Source organism: Sporosarcina sp. P13 (assembly GCF_002743055.1).
GTDB lineage: Bacteria > Bacillota > Bacilli > Bacillales_A > Planococcaceae > Sporosarcina.
This window is the reverse complement of sequence record NZ_PDYM01000028.1, coordinates 12,874-33,402: the sequence shown is the minus strand read 5'-3', so window position 1 is coordinate 33,402 and position 20,529 is coordinate 12,874. Positions and strand designations below refer to the sequence as shown.

The following is a 20,529-nucleotide window of genomic DNA, read 5'->3' as shown; positions in this document are numbered from 1 at the left end:
ATTAATCACTTTCCTTTTCTAGTTTTCGTGCCAGTACGTATTTGTTTAATTCGTTTAGGATAATTTTACCAAGCACTAGGAAAGTAATAGTTAAAATGACCATGCTCACTGGTCTAGTGAAGAAAATACTCAAGCTTTCTTGGGAGAGAAGCATAGATCTCCTAAAATTCGTCTCTGCAATCGGTGCTAAAATCATAGCTAATAATAATGGTGCTAATGGTAATTCGACTTTCAACATTAGATATCCTAGCAGTCCAAATATCAACATGATCATCACATCAAACATTGAATTTGAGATCGAGTATGAGCCTAGTACACAAAGGACTACTATAATTGGCATCAGAATTCCTTCAGGTATACGCAACAACTTCGGAAATATTTTGGTAGCTCCTAGTCCCAGTGCAAGCATGAAGACATTCGCCACAATTAGCGCCATAAAAATTCCATAGACTACATCAGCATTTGTCGTAAACAACATGGGACCTGGCGTTAGCCCTTGAATCATCAATGCACCGAGCATAACGGCAGTGATAACATCTCCAGGGATACCCAATGTCAATAAAGGTACTAACGCTCCGCCTGTTACCGCGCTATTGGCAGATTCAGTTGCGGCTAGACCATCTACGTTTCCTTTACCAAATTTTGATTTATCTTTCGAAGCACGTTTTGCTTCATTATAAGCAACAAATGAAGCCACGCCTGATCCTGTTGCGGGAATAATTCCTATAAACGTTCCAATTACAGAGGATCGAAGTATATTAAACCAGTTTCTTTTAAGTTCTGAAGCTTTCAGACCAATAGAAGTAGAACCTATTTTACTTCTTAATTGTTCGCCCTTGCCTTCCATTCTTGTTAGAACTTCCGAAATTGCAAATAATCCGACTAGCGCAGGAACAACATTGATTCCATTTAATAAATCAACAATTCCAAACGTAAATCTTTCCGTTCCCTTCACCGGATCCACTCCGATCGTAGCAATGATTAGACCTATTAAACCGGCAATGACCCCTTTTAATAAGGACTTACCAGAAACGCCTGCCACAATGGAAAGACCAAATATCGCTAAAGCAAAATATTCAGGTGGGCCAAATGTCAAAGCGAATTTGGCTAATTGCGGTGAAACAAGAATTAGTACAACACAACTGAATATCCCGCCAATAACAGATGCTACTGTTGTCATAGTAAGTGCTTTTTTCGCTTCACCTTTTTTTGTAAGTTCCGGTCCTTCCAATAAAGCCGCAGCTGCTGCTGCCGTACCAGGCGTTCCAACAAGGATTGCAGTTATCGATCCAGCATAGACAGCTCCAACATACACTCCTAATAAAGCACTGAACGCAACGATAGGCGGAATGCCGAATGTGAGCGGTATTAATAACGCAAGACCCATTGTCGCCGTGAGTCCAGGTAATGCTCCAAATACAATGCCCAGTGCAACTCCTGCTAAGTTAGCAAGAAGTGCAGCCGGGGCCAAAGCGAATAATAAACCTGCAAGAATTTCTGGGGACACATAATCGCCTCCTTTTTAATGTTTAAGGTAATGGTATTTTGAAAAGGAAAGTAAACACAAAGTATAAAACAAAAGGTAATAGTATCGATGTTGCGATCAAGATAGGAATCTTCCGAATTCCAAATAACCACTGCCCAATAAGAAGGAAAATAATCGTCGATATAATGAACCCTGTTAAAAAGAACAAACCTATATATCCAATTAGCACAACAATGAACAAGACAACTCCGAAAATCACCTTTTGGCTCATAGATACAAATTCTTTACTGCGCTTAAATCGCAGAATCGCAGTCAATAGCAGAATTACAGAAGTAAAAGCCAGTAGTGAAAACACTAATTTTGGGAAGAAGTCTGGTCCATATTTAATCGTTGAATCTACTGCTAATTTTGTTGAGTAAAAGTATCCTATTAAGGAAAAAATTAATAGAACTGTACCTGTAGAAATATCACTAATTTCTTTCTTCATAAATCCCATACCACCTATGTCGTGTTATTTTAATTCAACGACTGAATTACTTTTCCATTTTTCTCATTTTCAACTTGTACTTTTTCTTTAAATTCTGCAGCATTTAAATATTTGATTGGAAGACCCGCATTTTCGAATTGTTCTTTCACTTTGTCATCATCCAATGCATTTTTAATTGCGCCATCTAAAGTATCTACAATTTCTTTAGGTGTATCTTTCGGTGCCATGAAACCAAACCATGCACCTTGTCCAATCAATTCGTATCCTAATTCCTTGAACGTAGGAACGTCTGGTAAACTTTCCAATCGCTCGTCTGTAGTAACAGCAAGAATTTTGAGTGCGTTATTTTCCGCATGAGGAATAATCTCAGAAATAGTGTTTACGGCAGCAGTAATATGATTACCAAGCAACGCACTGACAGCTTCTGCCCCACCATCGAATGGAACATGCTCCATATCCACATCTGGAAGTTGATTTAAGAAATCAGTAGTGACGACATGTTGATGTAGTCCCGCTCCTGTAGTTCCAAAAGTTGCTTTTCCGGGATTTTCTTTAGCAAAGTTCAATAATTCATCTAATGATTCAATACCCGAATCCGAATTGACGGCTATACCATATGGTGCTTCAGAAATTTGTGCAATCGGATAAAAGTCTTCCACTACATTAAAACCAACGTTATTTGCATTTGGCGTCAATGTAGAAGGTCCTACAGCCGTCAAAATAATTGTATAGCCATCTGGTTTTGACGCCTTTAGAGCGTTCATACCTGTTGCACCCGCACCGCCTGGTTTAGAAATAACATTAACTGTTTGACCTAGTTGAGTTTGAAGAGATTGGCCAATTAAGCGCGCCTGTACGTCAGCACTACCTCCTGGACCGTATGGTATCATCAAGCTAATTGGACGTTTTGGATAATCCGCACCGCCTGATGAAGCGCTTTCATCGCTTGCATCATTATTACAAGCAGTTAGAATAACAAGTACTAACGCTAGGAATAGCACCGTAAACCTTTTACTGTTTTTAATCATTTTATTTCCCCCTGTTTTCATTTTGAGTTTACTCCCTTCTATTTCAAACTGAATTTATTCAAGTTTCAGAAGAATTAAACGTAGTGTTATAATATATCGAGTTCTTATAAATGTAAAATATATATTAAGAGTATTCTATAAATCTTTTTCGTATATAGAATATTAGGAGGTTAGCCACTTTGAACATTCAAAAACTAAAGTACTTCATAGCAGTCGTTGAACATGGAACAATTTCAAAAGCCGCTATTGCACTTAATATGTCTCAACCCCCATTAAGCGCTGCGATCCGAAGTTTCGAAGAGGAATTAGATGTTGATTTATTCAACAGAGTCGGCAAAAGAATACATCTCAACGATACAGGCAAATTACTATATAAACGTGGGAAAGAATTATTGGCATCTGCTGAAATAATTATTCAAGAAATTCACGAACACCATAAAGGCAACCGAGGTCATGTTACGATTGGCTGTTCAACCATAGCAAACCTCACTATAATCCCTGAAGTAGTTCAGTATTTTAATGAAAATGATATTCCCATTAGTATTCATGTCAAGGAAGGGAATGCCGCTTATATTCTAGAACAAATACGTCATCATAAAATGGATATTGGGATTTTGCGAAATGTATTTAACAAGGAAGATTTACATACAACCACTTTATTATCGGAGCGATTATTGGTAGCCCTACCGCCATCCCATCCTTTAGTAAACAATAAGTCCATTACACTGGAAGAATTAAAACACGAAAAGTTCTTTTTGCAACATACAACATTCGGTCACGGAATCTCAGATAATATTTTGGAGGAATGCCATATCCGTGGATTTAATCCAGAAGTCATTTATTGGGGAACAGAAACATTGCCTATGCTCAGTATGGTAAAGAAAGGAATGGGTGTAGCCTTTTGTCCAGTTGCATTCTCAAAATTAGAAGGATTTTGTCTTCCCCCGCTTTTGGAGTTATCTGACCCCGTTATCCATTCAAAGTTAAACTTGGTGACATCGAAAAACAGTGTGAAAAAAGCGGCAACAGAACATTTTATTCAAGTTACGAAAGAAATTATAAAAAGTTTAGATATAGACTAAGTGTATGTCCACATTTGAAGACGTTAGGTTATTAAATGAATTCAATTATTAAAGAAAATAAGTGGAAATATGCAATCTTTTTTAATGGCGTTTGTCGTCTGGGATGGAATCGGCCTAGATGTAGTTAATTAAGGTATCAAAGTAATGAAAAAAGTAGCCACACAAGATGATCGACTTTCATTCGAATTCACTTATTTCCAATGAGGATGCAAATATTAATCCAGAAAATATTATCCTTCTATGTTCAAGCCGATTCATGGTTCTGCTCGAGATATTTCTGAAAAAAATATAGCTAACCCCTTGGCTACCATTCGCACGAAAGGTATCTGTGTGAGAAACAAAGTTGAACGTTCAAACAAACATGAAAACTTGGCACACAGCTACCCTTCAAAACTTTTTATTAATTTTTTGATTGAGATAATCAATGACAGAATCGATGACGTCGAGATTCTTCTCGACATATTCTTTATTCTTTGTAGTAATCTTAAATTCTTTGGTTATTGGCTTATGCAGATTCGCCAGGTCCATCAGTGTATTTTTCCCCTCATCACCTAGGCAAGACTTCCGCTCCACCACTGCAAGTTGCAGTGCTCTCAATTCTTCATGCGCATTATTCACTCGATACCATTTGGTGTTATCAATTTTCATTCGGTTGTATACAGCAGAGATAATACACCCACTTATAGCCACCCTGAATATTTTTGGACATAAGCGAATGGTAATGCAATTGTTGCAAAAATAACGCTTCATTCATTCCGATTTTCATTACTAATGAGGGTAGCGATTAGTAAGGTGTTTCGTCTAGTAATAGTTTCACTTTTCTTCCTCCTATCCTCAGTCAATTATGCGAACTCCCTAGTTATTTCATTTTTAAAACCTTAAGTGGACCAACCACTCCCCCCAACAAAACAATCTTCACACGACATTAGACACACACCTCTAAAACAGGTATCATTTATCTAGATAGATATCCCTTATGAATTCTAAGGAGGTAATTGTGTGTTTAATCCTAACAACCCTGTTCCACTTCATATACAACTTAGAAAAAGCATTGAAAAAAAGATTAAACTAGGGTTATTTAAGGAGAAAATACCAAGTGAACGTGAATTAATGGAAACTTATGATGTTAGTAGAAGTACGGTTCGAGAAGCCATTTCACAATTAGTCATCGATGGTATTCTTGAAAAAAAGCATGGTAAGGGAACGTTCATTTCAAAGCATCCTATTCACTATTGGTCAGGTAACTTTATTAGTACAACTGAAATGATTGAACGGATGCAAATGACACCGGGTACAAAACTCATTCGGCATGGAATCGAGACAATTCCTGACGAATTAAAGGAAGCAATTGAGATGGATAATGCGTATTTGATTAAGCGAGTTCGTTATGCCAATGAGGTACCACTAGCAATTGAAACCCAATACTATCCTGTGACGATCGGTCTACAACTGGCGAATCTTGATATTAATCACGGCACCTTGTATGACCTAATGGAAAATGAATTATCTATTCAGCTCAATGAAGCTGATGAAAGGATTACTTCCCAAAAGATTGGTTCTGAGGATGCAGAATTACTTAATCTTCCTGTAGATTGTTATACACTTCACCTCGAACGTTTTGTTTACGATGTGAGTGGTGATTTAGTCGAATACTGTATAGCTGATTATAATCCCGAATTGTATTCATTTCATTTTAAATCATCAAGAGCTGGAAAATGAAAAAAGACTTGGCATATGTAAATGCGAAGTCTTCTTTTTCAATTATAATTTTATTTCAGCTTGTTTCTTTTCGTTCTCCATCACATATATTTAAACTTTATGAATAACAAGATAAGCGACGGAATTGTCACTAGCGAAATTAACGTTGACATAATGGTTGCGAATGCTCCAAAGACATCATCTTTAGAGTACTTTGTAAATAAAATGGAGGCTAATGTAAGTGATGGCATCATCGCTTGGATAAGTATCACTTTATTCGTCATAACATCCATCTGTATTGGTAAAATACTAATAATCAAAAGTGCGGCCATCGGTAATACAACCAGCTTGGAAAAAATAGGCCAGAGAATATTTCCATTAGCAGATTTTATTGTATCTTCCTTGTCACCCCTATACATAATCAGTAGCCCAATGTAGAACATTGCAAGAGGCGAAGCTAGCGCAGCCAACTGGTTAGATAAATCAATGAAGATCTCAGGTGGGCGATAATTGATAAATGCACATAGTAACCCTACAACAATAGCGATTATAGGGATATTAATAAGTGATTTTAAATTTTGCAGTGAGAAAGCGTATGAATTTTTTAATATCATAACCCCAACTGTCCAAATAACGATATCTACTCCTGCATCAAAAATAGCCGCATACAGCGCGCCTTCTGGTCCTAATATCGCAGCGCATAAAGGGATTCCAATAAAACCCGTATTACCTAATCCAGATAAAAGAGCAATCTCTTGACGATGTCCCCGACTTTTGGAAAATGAAGAGGCAAATATCCAACCAATAATAATTCCTACCGTATTAATGACCAAGGATAGAACTAAAACGATTCCCATATTCCTTAACATTGATTGATCAATTGTTACTTTAAAAATACTAGAAAGAATAATACAAGGCATAGCCACATTCACAATAAGCAAAGTATATGTTTTTTTAGTACTTTCCGTAATGGGTGTAACCCGGGCAAGTACTACACCAATTGCTATCATCATACCAATTAAAGTTATTGAATTAAATACAACCCCTAGCTGCATACTCCCCACATCCTTACCTCATATAATAATGATTGCTCCCTTTGTGTTTATCATTCTTGCGGTCATCAAACTAACCGCGTTGCTTAATTCTCATCACATTAACCTAGCACAATACATCATGACGTCCGTACCAGTTAAAAGCTAGTATAAACAAAAGATAATAAAGAGTCAATAGGTTTTCGGGATATATAAAGTTGTCGGGAATTAAAATATACTAGCATTATTATTCGTGATGTTTCAGATAGACCTAGTAGTTTATCTTGTGATCGATTTTCTATGGGCGTGGATTGTATTCTATGAGCGTGGGAGCACCTTCTATGAGCGCGAGGACGCTTTCTATGAGCGCGAGTACACTTGCTATGAGCGCGGGAGCAACTTCTATGAGCGCGGGAGCAGCTTCTATGAGCGCGGGAGCAGCTTCTATGAGCGCGGGAGCAGCTTCTATGAGCGCGAGTACGCTTTCTATGAGCGCGGGAGCAGCTTCTATGAGCGCGAGAACAACTTCTATGAGCGCGGGAGCAACTTCTATGAGCGCGGGAGCAACTTCTATGAGCGCGGGAGCAGCTTCTATGAGCTCGAGTACACTTGCTATGAGCGCGGGTACAACTTCTATGAGCGCGAGGACGCTTTCTATGAGCGCGGGTACAACTTCTATGAGCGCGAGGACGCTTTCTATGAGCGCGCGAACAACTTCTATGAGCGCGAGAACAACTTCTATGAGCGCGAGGACGCTTTCTATGAGCGCGGGTACAATTTCTTCAAAACAAAAAAGCACATCCCCCAAAAGGGATGTGCTTTTCATCACTCACTTACTAAAATCTATTTTTTTCGAAAGAGCTAGCATAATCATGCCGCCAACAGTCATCGACAATAACTCGCCAACGCCGACTGTGAACCAGGTAAACCAGAATGGTAAACCATACAGCAACGTCAACTGACCAGCAATACTAAACATCGAGAAGACCGCAATGAGAGCCATGCAGACAAATTTCATCTTCATCGACTTCATATTTTTCGTAGCTGCTCGACTAATGATCAGCACAAGAAACGTCGCAAGTCCGCCAACGGGAACGTCCAAGAACCATGTCGGGGAAAAGAAGTTTGCTAGTACGACACCTGCTGTTACAGCGATCACATAGCGCTTATTAAACAAAGCTAAGTAGTTGAACATTTCCGATAGACGTAGTTGAATGGCACCGAAGCTGACGACAGCAAGCATGACCGTAACAGCCACATATAGGCTAGCTACTATGGCCATCTTCGCAATCTCTCCGACTGCTATGCCCGGTCGCTCTTTTGAGAGTAACGTCATATATATTCCTCCTTTATAAAACAGCATCAAAGCCGTTTTAGTAATAACTACGGACAAAGGAAGAGAGAGCCTATCGCTCTATCAAGAAGTTCCGTAGTGCAGACGTAAAGACTGCTTGCCTAGTATAGCAGAAATGATGGGTACTGGAAACTATTACTTTGCGGTCCACCCTCCATCAATCGGAATCACGCTACCGTGAATATAGCTAGCTGCGTTCGACGCCAAGTACAGTGTCAGTTTAGCTACTTCTTCAGGCTGCGCCCAGCGACCGGCCGGCGTTTCATCCGCCACCCACTTCGCCATATCACCATCCCCCGCAAAATCTGCCGCATTCATCGGTGTCTGAATTGCGCCCGGTGCAATCGCATTTGCACGAATTCCTTCTCTGCAATAGTCCATCGATAGTTGTTTCGTATAGCCGATAACCGCGTGCTTTGATGCGGTATATGCAGCACCTCCACCACCTGCCACTAAGCCTGCAATCGATGCCATATTGACAACCACTCCAGATTTCCGCTCAAGCATTTTCGGCAGAACAGCATTCGTCACAAGAAACATTCCCTTACAATTCGTATCCATAATGCGATCCCATAACGCTTCATCCGTTTCCAATGTTTTCGCGAAACCGTCAAGTACACCCGCTGTATTACACAAAATATCAATATCCCCCGCCTGCGTCACTGCCTCCAAAACATCGGCATGATTGCGCACACTACCCGCTGTAAAACGGAAACCATCGTAACATTCCGCCAATGAAGTTAAACCCGCTTGATCGACATCAAAACCATAAACATTCGCACCATTTTTAAGAAACTCAACAGCCTGGGCACGCCCAATTCCTGAAGCCGCCCCTGTAATAAATACGTTCTTACCTGAAAATTCATGTTGCACCTTGATTTCCTCCAATCAAAAAAGCCCATGGTTACCCATGCGCTCGTTGTCGTTTAATTACTCAACAATTTTCCAATCTTCCGCCAGCAAATCGCATACGGTCGGCGTAAACATCGTGTAGCCTTCCCCGCGCACATTGATCACGAAATACGGATTCATCGTTTCACCGTCTAGTGTTTCCGCTGGGACCAGTTTCACATATAGTTCAGCACCGCCCCAATTCCCGCGGATCACTTTTTCGCCTGCTTTTAGTCGTGGCAAAATTTCTTCGAAGTTCATTTAGTTACATCCTTCCTCACGCACATAGAGTTTTTTCGGTAGCTTTAGATTACCATAGCTGATATGGCTGGACAAGATAACTGGCGTCTATGAGCGCGGGGACGCTTTCTATGAGCGCGGGAGCACTTTCTATGAGCGTGAAGACGCTTTCTATGAGCGCGTGACCACAATCTATGAGCGCGGGAGCACTTTCTATGAGCGCGAGGACGCTTTCTACGAGCGCGCCCCCAAAAAAACAAACCACACTCCATGAACGCTCTTGGAATGTGGCTTCACTATTTATTTCACATTATTGCATCAGACCATCCGCTGAATTGAAGTGTACTTTGTATCGACCATATTCCGTCACTGCATTAAATACGTATTGGTCGAATGTATACGGCTCATCTGTTACAGGATCCAGTTCAACTTGTTGAGTTTTTGTTACGTATTTGATTGCGACTTCCTTATAGTTATACGATTTATATTCTTCTTGGATGACCTTCTTTGCTTCGTCCACTGTCAGTTCGAAGTTCTTTGTTCCAGCTGGGACAAACTTGAAGTTCGCCACTTTCCATTTCCCCTCTTGCTTCTTGAATGTGTAGTCCAAAAAGCCACCAGTGGAAATGCCATTTTGGAATTCTACTGTCTGGACTTGAAGCGTGTTTGTGTCTGGTTGAGTGAATTCGAAACGGACATATGGCTCCATACGCAATTGTGGAAGAGCATTTGAATAACATTCTACACACGCTTTCGGATAATAAGTTTTCAAGCTGTTGTCCACAAAATCTTTCGTAGCATACGGATACAAATCTGTTTTTATATCGTCAAACGGTTGACCATTCATTTGTCCTTTTCTCATCGTGTGTTCAAGAAAATAAGTCAGGCGATTCGTTAGATCCCATGCTTTTCCTTTGGTCACTTTATCCGTAACCGGACGAGCATCCCGTACAAGAATCGCGCGGTACAAAAACTCCGCATAATGTGCGCGTGTGACGGACTCATTTGGTGAAAACTCACCTTGATACCCTTTCGCTACACCGCTAGCAAATAGCGCATTGGCATGAACATAACCCCAATGATCCAAATAGACATCATAAAATGCATTTTGTGTTGTCATATGAAGATCGAATGCTAGATCTAATACTTTCGCCATCTGGATACGCGTAATCGGTGCCTCCGGATTAAATCTTCCATCCACGCCTCCGCTGACAATACCCGCTTCTGATAATTTCATGATGGAAGTGTAGTACGGATGCGTCTTCGGTACATCCGAAAACTTCACTTGATTGTTCGTTGGCTGAGGCAACTTTAGCGCTTTGTCCAATAATGCAGCGACATGCTTACGGCTGATAGGATCTTGCGGTCGGAACGTTCCATCCGGATATCCTCCAATAAGCCCTTGCTCCTGCATATACTGGATTGCTTTATAATTCGAATGGGTCGTTGGCACATCCTCGAAATCTTTTACTGCCGCTTGACTCGTTCCTGGAAAAATAGTAAATGAAAGCATTACGAACAATAGAGTGCATACAAAGCTTCGACTGAACTTCTTCATAATCTGTTCCTCCCCACACATTATATTTGTCGTATGTAACGTACTTGTTCATTCTATTTTACTTGCTAGCACTATATTCGCATCTACCAATTAAAGAAATATTCAGACTACCGCTATTATAAGTTTGCTAGAATAACAAAAAAGCATCTTTGCATTGATCTAATAAGGTTCTATACCCTATTATCAATGAAAGATGCATCTATTTTAAAATTTATTTTTCTTACTCTAGATTACGATCCATCATCCGACTCAAACTATTTCTCCAGTTCGATTGGATAGCTTCTTTCGCACTCTTTTTACACTTCTTTTTAAGAGAATCTATAATTACTTTGTGTTCATGAATGGACTTCTCACCGTTATCCGCAAGGCTGAAGTAATAGATTTCCATACGCTGTACTTTTATCTTTAAATTCGCCAGTAACTTTACTAGTTCAGGATTATTGGATAGATCTATAATCTTTTGATGAAACTCACTATCTATTTGGAAAGCCGCCACTTTATCCCCAGTATGTAACTGATCGATAAATTGCTCATTTAATTCTTCCATCTCACGAATCACATCATCTGTAATATTCGGAAATGCTTGATCCATCGCCAAGCTTTCTAGTGTTTCCACCAGAAGATAAATATTAGCCGCTTCTTCAAAATGAACTTGGGTGACTGTGGTTGACCTATTTGGCTTCGTTACTACAAGTCCATCTCGTTCCAATCGTAACAGCGCTTCTCGAATAGGCGTCCGGCTTATCCCCAATAAGTCAGACAAGTCCTGGTCTCTCAATAGCGCACCTGGTTCTAGTTTCCCTGCAATAATCCAGTTTTGTAGAATGTCATACGCTTCATCTCGCATGAATGTGCGTTTGATTTTCACACTACCTTCCATAACCATTCACCCCCCATTCATTCCCTTTACTAACAGCTGGGTTACGCTTTAGGAAACCCCCGTACAATTTTTCTTTTATGACATAGTCGGTGTAGGATAGCAGCCACCCCAGACAATATTCTCATACCCTTCTGGATCTGTATTGCCTTCTGTATTAAATAATAACACAACTGAGTGTTCGTCGAGTTGCAATGTTTCTTTTAATCCTGCTGCCTCTTTCGTATCTACTAAAGATAGCAAACCGATACCGATGGATGAACCCGATTCTCCAGATACTACACGCTGATCGGTACCAAGTGGGCTTGCAAGCACGCGCATACCTCGTGCGGACACATAATCCGGTAGCGTCACAAAAGCATCCGTTACAGCCTTTAATGTAGTCCACGCTTCTGTGTTCGGCTCGCCTACAGATAATCCTGCCATAATTGTTTTAAGTTCTCCACTTACTGTAGTATACCGGTCTTGTTGGATAGATTCAAAGTAACATGCCGCATTTTCGGGCTCTAAAATAGTCATATGTGGTTTATTATTCGCATACGCATCTGCATAATAACCCGCGATACCGAATGCAAATGAACCCGCTCCTGCTTGCAACATAATATGCGTCGGTGCTGGCGTTTCATCTGCAATCATTTGCTCGTTTGCTTCATGTGCAATCAGCATATAACCTTCTGAAATCCAATTCGGTATCGTAGTATACTCACCCCATGCTTGATCCTGCACATGATACCAATTATTTTCTTCAGCGATTTTCACAACTTCTCGCATCGTATCGTCATAATTCATCTCTGTAACATGCACTGTACCGCCCAATGATTCAATCGCTTCGACACGTGAAGATACTGTGTTTTTAGGCATATAGATTACGCATTTACATCCCAATTTATTGGCCATCCAGGCAATGCCTTTCCCATGATTACCGTCAGTAGCTGAGATGAAAACAAAATCTTTAATCACTTCATAGACTTCTTCAGATAATAGGTAATCAAATGTAATCTCATGCAGCTCCACATTCAATTTTTCGCATAGTATTTTGGAAATACCATATAATCCACCGATGACTTTAAATGCGTTTAGGCCCATCCGTGTAGATTCGTCTTTTACGTAGATTTTTTTAACGCCAAGCTTTTCTGCTAGAGAATCTAGTGATACTAAAGGGGTCTCTTTATACTCTTCTACAGTTTTAAAAAAGTCCTTAATCTCTTCTGCTTTCTTCACTGTCAGGAAATTACTCTTTTCTATTGCTTGCTTCTTCCCACTACTCACTTTACATCCATTAAATACTTGAACCGTCATTTTTTCTTGTCCCCTTTTATTTATATTCTTCATATATTGGCTTGTTTACATAATTGAATGAAGTTCTCGACTGCCGCCTGAAAGAAGATCCGCACCATCTTTTGTGATGACGAAGTTTTCTTCTAAATTAAAAATCCCTAATTCATTGACTACGCCTGGTTCTAGATTAATAATCATGCCTTCTTCTAGTATCGCATCATCATAGATTGTGATGGATGGCGGCTCTGTGCTCATCAGTCCCATACTATGACCCAATCTACCACACTCGAAGTTTGCATCAATACCCACGCGCTCCATTTCTTTAAAACACGCTCTCGCTAGATCGGCTACCGGAACACCTGGACGCATAATTTCCGCTGCCCGCATCGTCACTTCATGTATTTTCTGTTGATACGTCTTGCGTTCTTCACTCGCTTTTCCAATTACGCCCGTCCGGCAAAAGTCAGACCAATAGCCATTGTACCTGGCACCTAAATCCAAGAAAATATAATCGCCATTTACTAACATTCTGTCGGTTGCTGTTTTGCTAATTCGATCGTAATTTTCTACGCCTGAAGTGAGGATAACGAACCCTGGAGCATCTGCGCCACCTTCAAGCATGTACCTTTGAACAAGCCTCGACATGTCCAACTCCGTCATGCCTTCTTTCATATTCGCGAACACTTTATCATGTGCAAAGCTAGTCGCTTCACATGCTTTACGAATACACGCCACTTCTTTCGGTGATTTAATCACTCGTTGACTCCAAATGAGATTTGAAGCATCTTTAAATTGAACTGCTGAGAGTTCCTTCTTCAATGATTCATATAAATTTAATTGGAATCCGATTAATTGCTCATGGCCCATTTCCATCCCAATCGTTCCACTTGCCATTCCTCGCGCGTCCATGACGTCACGAAGCTCTTTGGCAGTCGGTCCTGTCAAGCTTTCAAAGCCTAATACATCGCAACCTTTTGTGATTTTCTCAGCATCTGGCACTTGGAAGACATGTACGTAAAGCAACGGCTTACCCTTTAGCGGAATAAATAGAAAAGCAGATCTTGTAAAGGTGGACCAAGGTGCATGGGTATGGAAGTTACAGTAATACGTTAAGTTACTTTCAGCCGTTACAAGCAGGCCATCAAAGCCTTGTTGCTCCAATTTCCTTTGACATGTAGCAATTCTTGGAACGAAATCTTCTTCTGTAAATGTTATATATGACATTCTTTGTCACTCCTTATTCATTCTCAACATTCTTTGCATTTCCCAAAAGGCGAGCTAGCATAATTGCAAACCCTCCAAAAAATGAACCTAGTATAATAATCATCATAATTACTGCATTTATAGTCATAGAAACCCATCCCATCTATACGTAGTAGTTTTATTACTCGGAGTAGTCGTTTTTCGGAATTTCCGGAAAACCGTTGCCTATATAATGCTTTGTCTGAATAGAATCGCTCACTCGGTTATTGAAAATAATACTGATCAACAGCATAAGTCCTCCCTGTAAAATCAACGTACCTAAGCTTAATGCAGCAAATGGATTCCACCACTGATCATCCCAACCAATCGATTGGACAGACCACCAAACAAACATAATCACGATAATGACAGGCGCGATATACTTGATGGAATACTCCCACCACTTACCAATCGGCATACCTGTATAGGGATTATTAATAAACTCTTTACGTACTTTTGAGACACCAAATTTATAGAGTGCAAAGCAAGATAGAAACGCACCGAATACCATCATTTGACCAACAATCCAGTCTTGATTCGATAAGAACGTTGGATTCCAAGCAGAAGGTAGACCCCAAACGATCAAGATTAAGTATGTCCAGAGAATTGCTTTCTTCTTAGAAACCCCCGAATCTGCTAGTGGCAAAATGACAATCATCACACTTGCGATAACAGATGAAAACGCTGCCAATGCTAAGCTTAGGAAGAACAAAACTCCAATATAGTAGCCCCCTGGCATTTGTTCAAATAGATTGGTCAATGAAATAAACGTTAAACCAAAATTGCCTTGTGTCAAAATACCTTCTGCAGCTTCAATTGTCGGAGCCATTGCGAACACCGCAGGTACAACGGCCATACCAGCAAGTAACGCTACCATACCGTCGCCCGCCACTTGGATACTAGTCGTTAATGACAAATCAGATTTAGACTTTGTAAAAACAGCAAGCGTAATAACTAATCCCCAGCCCGCTCCAGCCGACCAAACTGCTTGCGTTAAGGCCTCAAGCCAAATCTTTGAACTGAATAATAGAGTAGGATCAAAAGAGAATAAATAATTCAACCCTTTTGACGAACCTGGTAATGTAATTGAGTAAATCGCGACGATTGCTAGACTGATAAATAGAATCGGTAAAAATACTTTCGATACTTTCTCAATTCCTTTAATTCCTTTATACGCTATGTAACAAGCTAATGAGATGAGCGCAACAAAGATTAGTACAGTTATATAGTTACCACCAGATACCGTGTCAAAAAGTACGGCTTTATCTTCACCTTTATATCCATTTGTAATAGATAATCCTAAATAGTAAACAACCCAGCCTGTTAATACGGTGTAGTAGGCATTTAAAGCAAACATCATAATCGTGACAGTGATGCCCATCCACGTATATTTGCTACCGATAAAGTCTTTAAAAGCGCCAGGAAGGCCGTGTCGTGTAGCTCGTCCCATCGAATGTTCCCCCAACATAATTGGCAAACAAACAAGTATCATCATAATAGCCCAAGCGACTATAAATGTTCCTCCACCATTTTCGGCGGCGATTCTCGGAAATCTCCAAATGTTTCCGAGCCCTACTGAACCTGCAATAAGCGTAATAACTAACCCTAACTGTGTAGAATAACCTGCCGATGACTTTTTCAAATGGATACCCCCTGATTTTCATAATGGTGTTTTACTAGGTTACTTGTTAAAACTAGGATCTTTTAAGAATGTTCTAGCAGACTGCACTAATATGTCTGTATTCTTCATCACAGAATCAAAATCTACCCACTCCACTGGCTCATGAAGTCCAAAACCAGTAGCACCGATGTTCAATGTAGGGATCCCTGCCTCGTGGAAAACTGCGGCATCCGTCCAAACTTCCCAGCCAACTTTTTCAACTTCTGTTCCTACTACAGACTGATAAGCATTCGAAACATGTTGCATGATGAGTTCATTTTCATCGCATAATAAAGGATCTCTTCTGAAAAACCACTCAATCTTTGACCCTTCCGCAGCTGCCTGTACAACTTGTTCAATTTCTTTTTTAATTTCATCGATCGATTCATTCGGTAAAGTTCTTCGTTCAATCTGAATCTGGCATTCTGGTGCATATGTCGAGACTCCTATACCGCCAGTAACCAAGCTTACATGCATGGAGGCTGGACCAACTAATGGATGCGTTCTTTCTCGTAGTACCTCTTTATCCAATCGATCCAACCCTACAATGACCGAGCCCATTTTCGTGATAGCGCTTTCACCAATATCCCACCTTGCTCCATGTGCGCTTCGTCCAATCGTTGTAATCTTGCCCCATAAAAACCCTCTATGGGCTACTACCATTTTCAAATCACTTGGTTCCGTCAAGATACAAGCATCCGCTTTATGTTGTTTAACGAAATGATCAGCGCCGATACTCGCATATTCCTCATCGCATACTAATGCTAAAATTACTTTTCCTTTGACCGTACCTTCTGCAGCCAAGATTGCAGCAGTGCTCATAATCGCAGCAGCTCCTGCTTTCATATCGCAACTTCCTCGACCGTACACTCGATTCCCTTCTACTGTAGGTTCAAATGGATCGATTTCCATACCATCTGTTCCTACTGTATCTAAATGTGCACATAAACATAATGTCGGTCCGTCACCGTCACCCACTTCGGCATAGACATTCGGCCGTCCGGGTTTAACATATTCAATTTCCGCATGTACATGGTGTCGCTGTAACCACTCCACCGCAAACTCTGCAATTTTCACCTCATTATGCCCTTCAGTTGGAGCCAATACAGGATTGACGGATGGAATTCTGATCAAGTCTTGTAGTAGATTAAGAATTTCTGTTTTTGTAAGCGCTGACATCTCGTTTGTACCTCCTCGAACTTTCTAACTTCATTTATTATTCAGTAATATATCACACTCCACATACTAATGAAAGACTTTTTAAAAAATTTTAAATATATAAGGGAATTAAATAGTTGTGTACACTTCAATGGGTAAAACTTTTCATTCCTATGTAAAGTGATAATGAGAAATTTAAAGGGACATCAGACGAATACGAAGCCTTTTCATACGTTAGTATTTTTGGAGATTATCGGGAATCAGAGGCTTTGGGTAGGGGCATTTAAAGATCTACAATCTATTAAGCGTAACGATATTATTCGATGTGAGATTGTGAATGAGTTAGTTGAAGAAGGTGAGCCAAGCGAAGAAATTCAGTTAATCGTAGCAAACTTCAAAAGCGCACCACAATAGTGATGCGCTTTAACCTAGCATATATATGGAAACCTAACATGACTTCTACATAACGACTCTGCATATCGTTACACGGAAATGATTTTAAAGTATGTTTCGTTAAATTACTTAACATCTTGCGTCAATGTATCATCGCGCAAGATAAATTTCGATAACTCTTCAATTTGTTCAGAGATATCACGATCAGCTTCTAATGGCGGACAAATCTTACGCACTTTTTCTAAATAGGCTTTAGTGGCAGGAGCCAGTTTGTTCTCTATCTGTTCCAAGTGAATAGCCTGTGAAGCACAAATTAGTTCAATTGCGATGACGCGGGAACTGTTATGAATGATTTCACGTGCTTGTCGCGAGCCAATTGTTCCCATACTGACATGGTCCTCCTGGTTGGCCGAAGTCGGAATAGAATCTACACTCGCTGGATGAGCAAGCACCTTATTCTCCGAAACAAGTGCCGCTGCAACATATTGCGCTACCATCAGACCACATTCCAAGCCTGGATCTGTTGCAAGAAACGGAGATAGTCCGCTTAACTGAGGGTTTACTAATCGCTCAATACGTCTTTCGGAAATATTAGCCCATTCCGCGGCTCCAACTTTCATAAAGTCCATAGCAAGCGCAATCGGCTGTCCGTGGAAGTGACCACCTGAAATAATTTCACCGTTTTCAAGGATAATCGGGTTATCCGTGGCAGAGTTCATTTCTACACTTAACCGATCATCTACATATTGTAGCGATTGCCAAGAAGCACCGTGTACTTGTGGGATACACCGAATAGAATAGGCATCTTGCATACGAATTTGCCCCTGGCTTGTTATGCGCTTACTACCTTCCAACCAATTTCTTATACGGGAACCGACTACCTCCATTTCTTTATGCGGCCGCACCGCAAGAAGTTCTTTATCAAATGCAGTAATGATCCCCTGTAATGCTTCCATTGTAAGACTTGCTGCCATATCCGCAGCAAGACCCACGCGTTCGGCTTCATTCAATCCAATAACCCCAACAGCTGTCATAGCTTGCGTGCCATTAATTAAGGCAAGTCCCTCTTTAGCCTGCAATGTGACCGGTTGTAATCCAGCACGTTTTAGGGCCTCTCCGCCAGGCAAGATCTCTCCCTCAAACTCTGCACGCCCTTCTCCAATCAACACAATCGCCACATGTGATAAAGGGGCCAAGTCACCGCTTGCACCTACAGATCCTTTACTAGGAACGACCGGATGCACGCCTTTATTGATCAGTTGAATCAATAACTGTAACGTATCTTCCTTAATTCCAGAGAACCCTTTTGCTAATGCATTTGCACGCAAAATCATCATGGCCCGTACAATGGGTTGTGGCAAAGGATCTCCAACACCAACAGCATCTGCCCGAAGTAAATTGAGTTGCAATTTCGTAATATCCTCTTCCTCAATCTGAATATCACTTAGCTTTCCGAAGCCCGTATTTACACCGTAGATTACCTTTCCGTCGCGCAATTGCTTTTCAATACGCTCACGGCTCTCTTGAACCCGCTTAAGCGAATGCTCCGAAATGCCAACTTCTACCCTATCGTAGACGATTCTCTCTATCTGTTGACGATCCAGCGATTCACCATCCAAATAAATTACCATTTCCTTACTCATTCAAACACCTCTTATACTGTAGTATTTATAAAATTACGGCCGCTACTATCCCGAATACAAATAATGGAATATTATAATGCAAAAATGTAGGTACACAAGTATCCCAAATATGATGATGCTTACCATCCGCGTTTAATCCTGATGTGGGACCAAGCGTACTATCTGAAGCTGGTGAACCTGCGTCACCCAATGCTCCCGCTGTACCAATCAACGCAATTGTTGCAAGCGGACTAAAACCCATAACCATACAAATTGGAACAAATACGGCGGCTAATATCGGAATTGTACCAAAGGATGTCCCGATACCCATCGTCACTAGTAAACCTATCAATAATAGTAGTGCAGCGCCAGCTACTTTACCATAGCTGAAATATCCTTCCACAGCAGTTACCAAATCCGTTACAGCACCTGTATCTTTTAAAACAGTTGCATAACCAGAAGCCAAAAGCATGACAAATGCAATAGCCCCCATAAGTTTGACACCCTCTTGTACGACCACTTCGCCTTCACCCAATGTGACAACTCTTGCAGCAAACATCACGATAATCCCGACAAGCGCACCGATCACCAATGAGTGTAAAAGAATCTGAACCGCCAGTGCCGCGACAATAGCAACAAGTGTAAGTATATCTCGTAGATCAAATTTGTGTTTAACCTGTTCTTCAGTAGCAGCCAGTTGAACAGCGGACGAAAATAATTCTTCCTGGCTAGCACGTTCTTCAGCAGAATCATAATCGCGTGGTTTGCGATACGTGATGAAAATTGCTATAAACAAACCGACAAACATACCAACTGCCGGTAACGCCATTGCTAGCGGTACTTGTGATAATGTGACAGGCATCCCATTGGCACTGATCTCCTGCACGATGATTCCGTGGAAAATCAACCCGTAGCCTGCTGGAATTAAAATATAAGGCATCTTCAATCCAAACGTTAGAGCACAAGCGGCAGCTCGTCGGTCTAAACGCAAATAGTTGAAGAAAATCAACAATGGTGGAATTAGAATCGGTATGAATGCAATATGTACTGGAATCAGGTTTCCTGACAGACATGTCAAGCCCGCAATCATCAACAGCATCATATATTTATTCATTTTTTTAACTGATAACAATTTATTAATTAGCATTTTGGTTATATTCGAATGTGCAATCATAGCCGCAAAGATACCTAGTAATATATAGCTCAATGCAGTTTCTGACTGGCCGCCCATTCCACTTAGAAATAAGGAAGTTGTGTCCGATAATGACAAACTGGAAAGAAGACCTGCTGTAATTGCCGCCATTAATATCGCAAATATGACGTGTACTCTACCTAGACTTAATACTGTTAGAACTACTACGGAAATGAATACTGGATTCATTAGCACTACTCTCATCCCCCCGGAATCTTTTCTTTTTTCAGTATTGTCTTCCAGTTAAATCCT

The 20,529-nt window shown here is 40.6% G+C and carries 21 protein-coding genes and 1 pseudogene; 4 read left to right on the top strand and 18 right to left on the bottom strand.

Going from position 1 to position 20,529, the window contains the following annotated elements; translation table 11 throughout:
• Window position 1: 1 nt before the first annotated feature.
• Genes CSV79_RS12170 through CSV79_RS12160 form a run of 3 tightly spaced genes read right to left on the bottom strand, consistent with a single transcriptional unit; the run spans window position 2 to window position 3,001 of the window.
• Window positions 2-1,507, bottom strand: coding sequence for a tripartite tricarboxylate transporter permease (locus CSV79_RS12170; protein WP_099689330.1), 1,506 nt, complete (start codon window positions 1,505-1,507; stop codon window positions 2-4).
• Between the two features lie 22 nt (window positions 1,508-1,529).
• Window positions 1,530-1,973, bottom strand: coding sequence for a tripartite tricarboxylate transporter TctB family protein (locus CSV79_RS12165; RefSeq protein ID WP_158232536.1), 444 nt, complete (start codon window positions 1,971-1,973; stop codon window positions 1,530-1,532).
• Window positions 1,974-2,002: 29 nt separating this feature from the next.
• Entirely contained in the window at window positions 2,003-3,001 is a 999-nt protein-coding gene (locus CSV79_RS12160) for a Bug family tripartite tricarboxylate transporter substrate binding protein (RefSeq protein WP_158232535.1), read from the bottom strand.
• A gap of 179 nt (window positions 3,002-3,180) precedes the next feature.
• Between CSV79_RS12160 and CSV79_RS12155 the strand changes: the two genes are divergently transcribed.
• Window positions 3,181-4,083, top strand: a complete 903-nt coding sequence (locus CSV79_RS12155; protein ID WP_099689327.1) for a LysR family transcriptional regulator — start codon at window positions 3,181-3,183, stop codon at window positions 4,081-4,083.
• A gap of 208 nt (window positions 4,084-4,291) precedes the next feature.
• Window positions 4,292-4,395: pseudogene (locus tag CSV79_RS17130) on the top strand (isocitrate/isopropylmalate family dehydrogenase); the annotation flags it as partial.
• A 75-nt stretch (window positions 4,396-4,470) separates the two neighbouring features.
• Here CSV79_RS17130 and CSV79_RS17125 read toward each other — a convergent pair.
• Window positions 4,471-4,731, bottom strand: a complete 261-nt coding sequence (locus CSV79_RS17125; RefSeq protein WP_233201436.1) for a hypothetical protein — start codon at window positions 4,729-4,731, stop codon at window positions 4,471-4,473.
• 351 nt (window positions 4,732-5,082) lie between these two features.
• On the opposite strand from CSV79_RS17125, the gene CSV79_RS12150 reads away from it, so the two are divergent.
• Window positions 5,083-5,802, top strand: coding sequence for a GntR family transcriptional regulator (locus tag CSV79_RS12150; RefSeq protein WP_099689326.1), 720 nt, complete (start codon window positions 5,083-5,085; stop codon window positions 5,800-5,802).
• Window positions 5,803-5,882: 80 nt separating this feature from the next.
• On the opposite strand, the gene CSV79_RS12145 is transcribed toward CSV79_RS12150, so the two are convergent.
• The 12 genes from CSV79_RS12145 to CSV79_RS12090 form a co-directional block, all read right to left on the bottom strand.
• Window positions 5,883-6,836 (bottom strand): AEC family transporter, encoded by a 954-nt coding sequence (locus tag CSV79_RS12145; protein WP_099689325.1) that lies wholly within the window; start codon window positions 6,834-6,836, stop codon window positions 5,883-5,885.
• A 274-nt stretch (window positions 6,837-7,110) separates the two neighbouring features.
• Entirely contained in the window at window positions 7,111-7,611 is a 501-nt protein-coding gene (locus tag CSV79_RS12140) for a ribosomal eL19 family protein (RefSeq protein ID WP_143560573.1), read from the bottom strand.
• Window positions 7,612-7,641: 30 nt separating this feature from the next.
• A complete protein-coding gene (locus tag CSV79_RS12135) occupies window positions 7,642-8,148 on the bottom strand; it encodes a QueT transporter family protein (protein WP_233201435.1) in 507 nt (168 codons plus the stop codon).
• 153 nt (window positions 8,149-8,301) lie between these two features.
• On the bottom strand, window positions 8,302-9,039 hold the full coding sequence (locus CSV79_RS12130) for a 3-oxoacyl-ACP reductase (protein WP_233201434.1): 738 nt from the start codon (window positions 9,037-9,039) through the stop codon (window positions 8,302-8,304).
• A gap of 57 nt (window positions 9,040-9,096) precedes the next feature.
• Window positions 9,097-9,318 (bottom strand): DUF2829 domain-containing protein, encoded by a 222-nt coding sequence (locus tag CSV79_RS12125; protein WP_099689323.1) that lies wholly within the window; start codon window positions 9,316-9,318, stop codon window positions 9,097-9,099.
• Between the two features lie 49 nt (window positions 9,319-9,367).
• Entirely contained in the window at window positions 9,368-9,562 is a 195-nt protein-coding gene (locus CSV79_RS12120; RefSeq protein ID WP_099689322.1) for a hypothetical protein, read from the bottom strand.
• Between the two features lie 45 nt (window positions 9,563-9,607).
• On the bottom strand, window positions 9,608-10,855 hold the full coding sequence (locus tag CSV79_RS12115; protein WP_158232534.1) for an S-layer homology domain-containing protein: 1,248 nt from the start codon (window positions 10,853-10,855) through the stop codon (window positions 9,608-9,610).
• A gap of 220 nt (window positions 10,856-11,075) precedes the next feature.
• The gene (locus CSV79_RS12110; protein ID WP_233201433.1) at window positions 11,076-11,735 is read right to left on the bottom strand and encodes a GntR family transcriptional regulator; all 660 of its coding nucleotides are present in this window, start codon (window positions 11,733-11,735) and stop codon (window positions 11,076-11,078) included.
• Window positions 11,736-11,810: 75 nt separating this feature from the next.
• The gene (locus CSV79_RS12105) at window positions 11,811-13,031 is read right to left on the bottom strand and encodes a diaminopropionate ammonia-lyase (protein ID WP_158232533.1); all 1,221 of its coding nucleotides are present in this window, start codon (window positions 13,029-13,031) and stop codon (window positions 11,811-11,813) included.
• A 45-nt stretch (window positions 13,032-13,076) separates the two neighbouring features.
• Window positions 13,077-14,234, bottom strand: coding sequence for a M24 family metallopeptidase (locus tag CSV79_RS12100; protein ID WP_099689319.1), 1,158 nt, complete (start codon window positions 14,232-14,234; stop codon window positions 13,077-13,079).
• Window positions 14,235-14,394: 160 nt separating this feature from the next.
• Window positions 14,395-15,894, bottom strand: a complete 1,500-nt coding sequence (locus CSV79_RS12095) for a sodium-dependent transporter (RefSeq protein ID WP_099689318.1) — start codon at window positions 15,892-15,894, stop codon at window positions 14,395-14,397.
• Between the two features lie 39 nt (window positions 15,895-15,933).
• Window positions 15,934-17,091: an ArgE/DapE family deacylase gene (locus CSV79_RS12090; protein WP_099689317.1), complete on the bottom strand. Its 1,158-nt coding sequence runs from the start codon at window positions 17,089-17,091 to the stop codon at window positions 15,934-15,936.
• A gap of 165 nt (window positions 17,092-17,256) precedes the next feature.
• On the opposite strand from CSV79_RS12090, the gene CSV79_RS12085 reads away from it, so the two are divergent.
• Window positions 17,257-17,484 (top strand): hypothetical protein, encoded by a 228-nt coding sequence (locus tag CSV79_RS12085; protein WP_099689316.1) that lies wholly within the window; start codon window positions 17,257-17,259, stop codon window positions 17,482-17,484.
• 104 nt (window positions 17,485-17,588) lie between these two features.
• Here CSV79_RS12085 and hutH read toward each other — a convergent pair whose 3' ends face one another.
• On the bottom strand, window positions 17,589-19,106 hold the full coding sequence (gene hutH / locus CSV79_RS12080) for a histidine ammonia-lyase (protein WP_099689315.1): 1,518 nt from the start codon (window positions 19,104-19,106) through the stop codon (window positions 17,589-17,591).
• Between the two features lie 25 nt (window positions 19,107-19,131).
• A complete protein-coding gene (locus CSV79_RS12075) occupies window positions 19,132-20,481 on the bottom strand; it encodes a Na+/H+ antiporter family protein (protein ID WP_099689314.1) in 1,350 nt (449 codons plus the stop codon).
• Window positions 20,482-20,529: the final 48 nt, after the last annotated feature.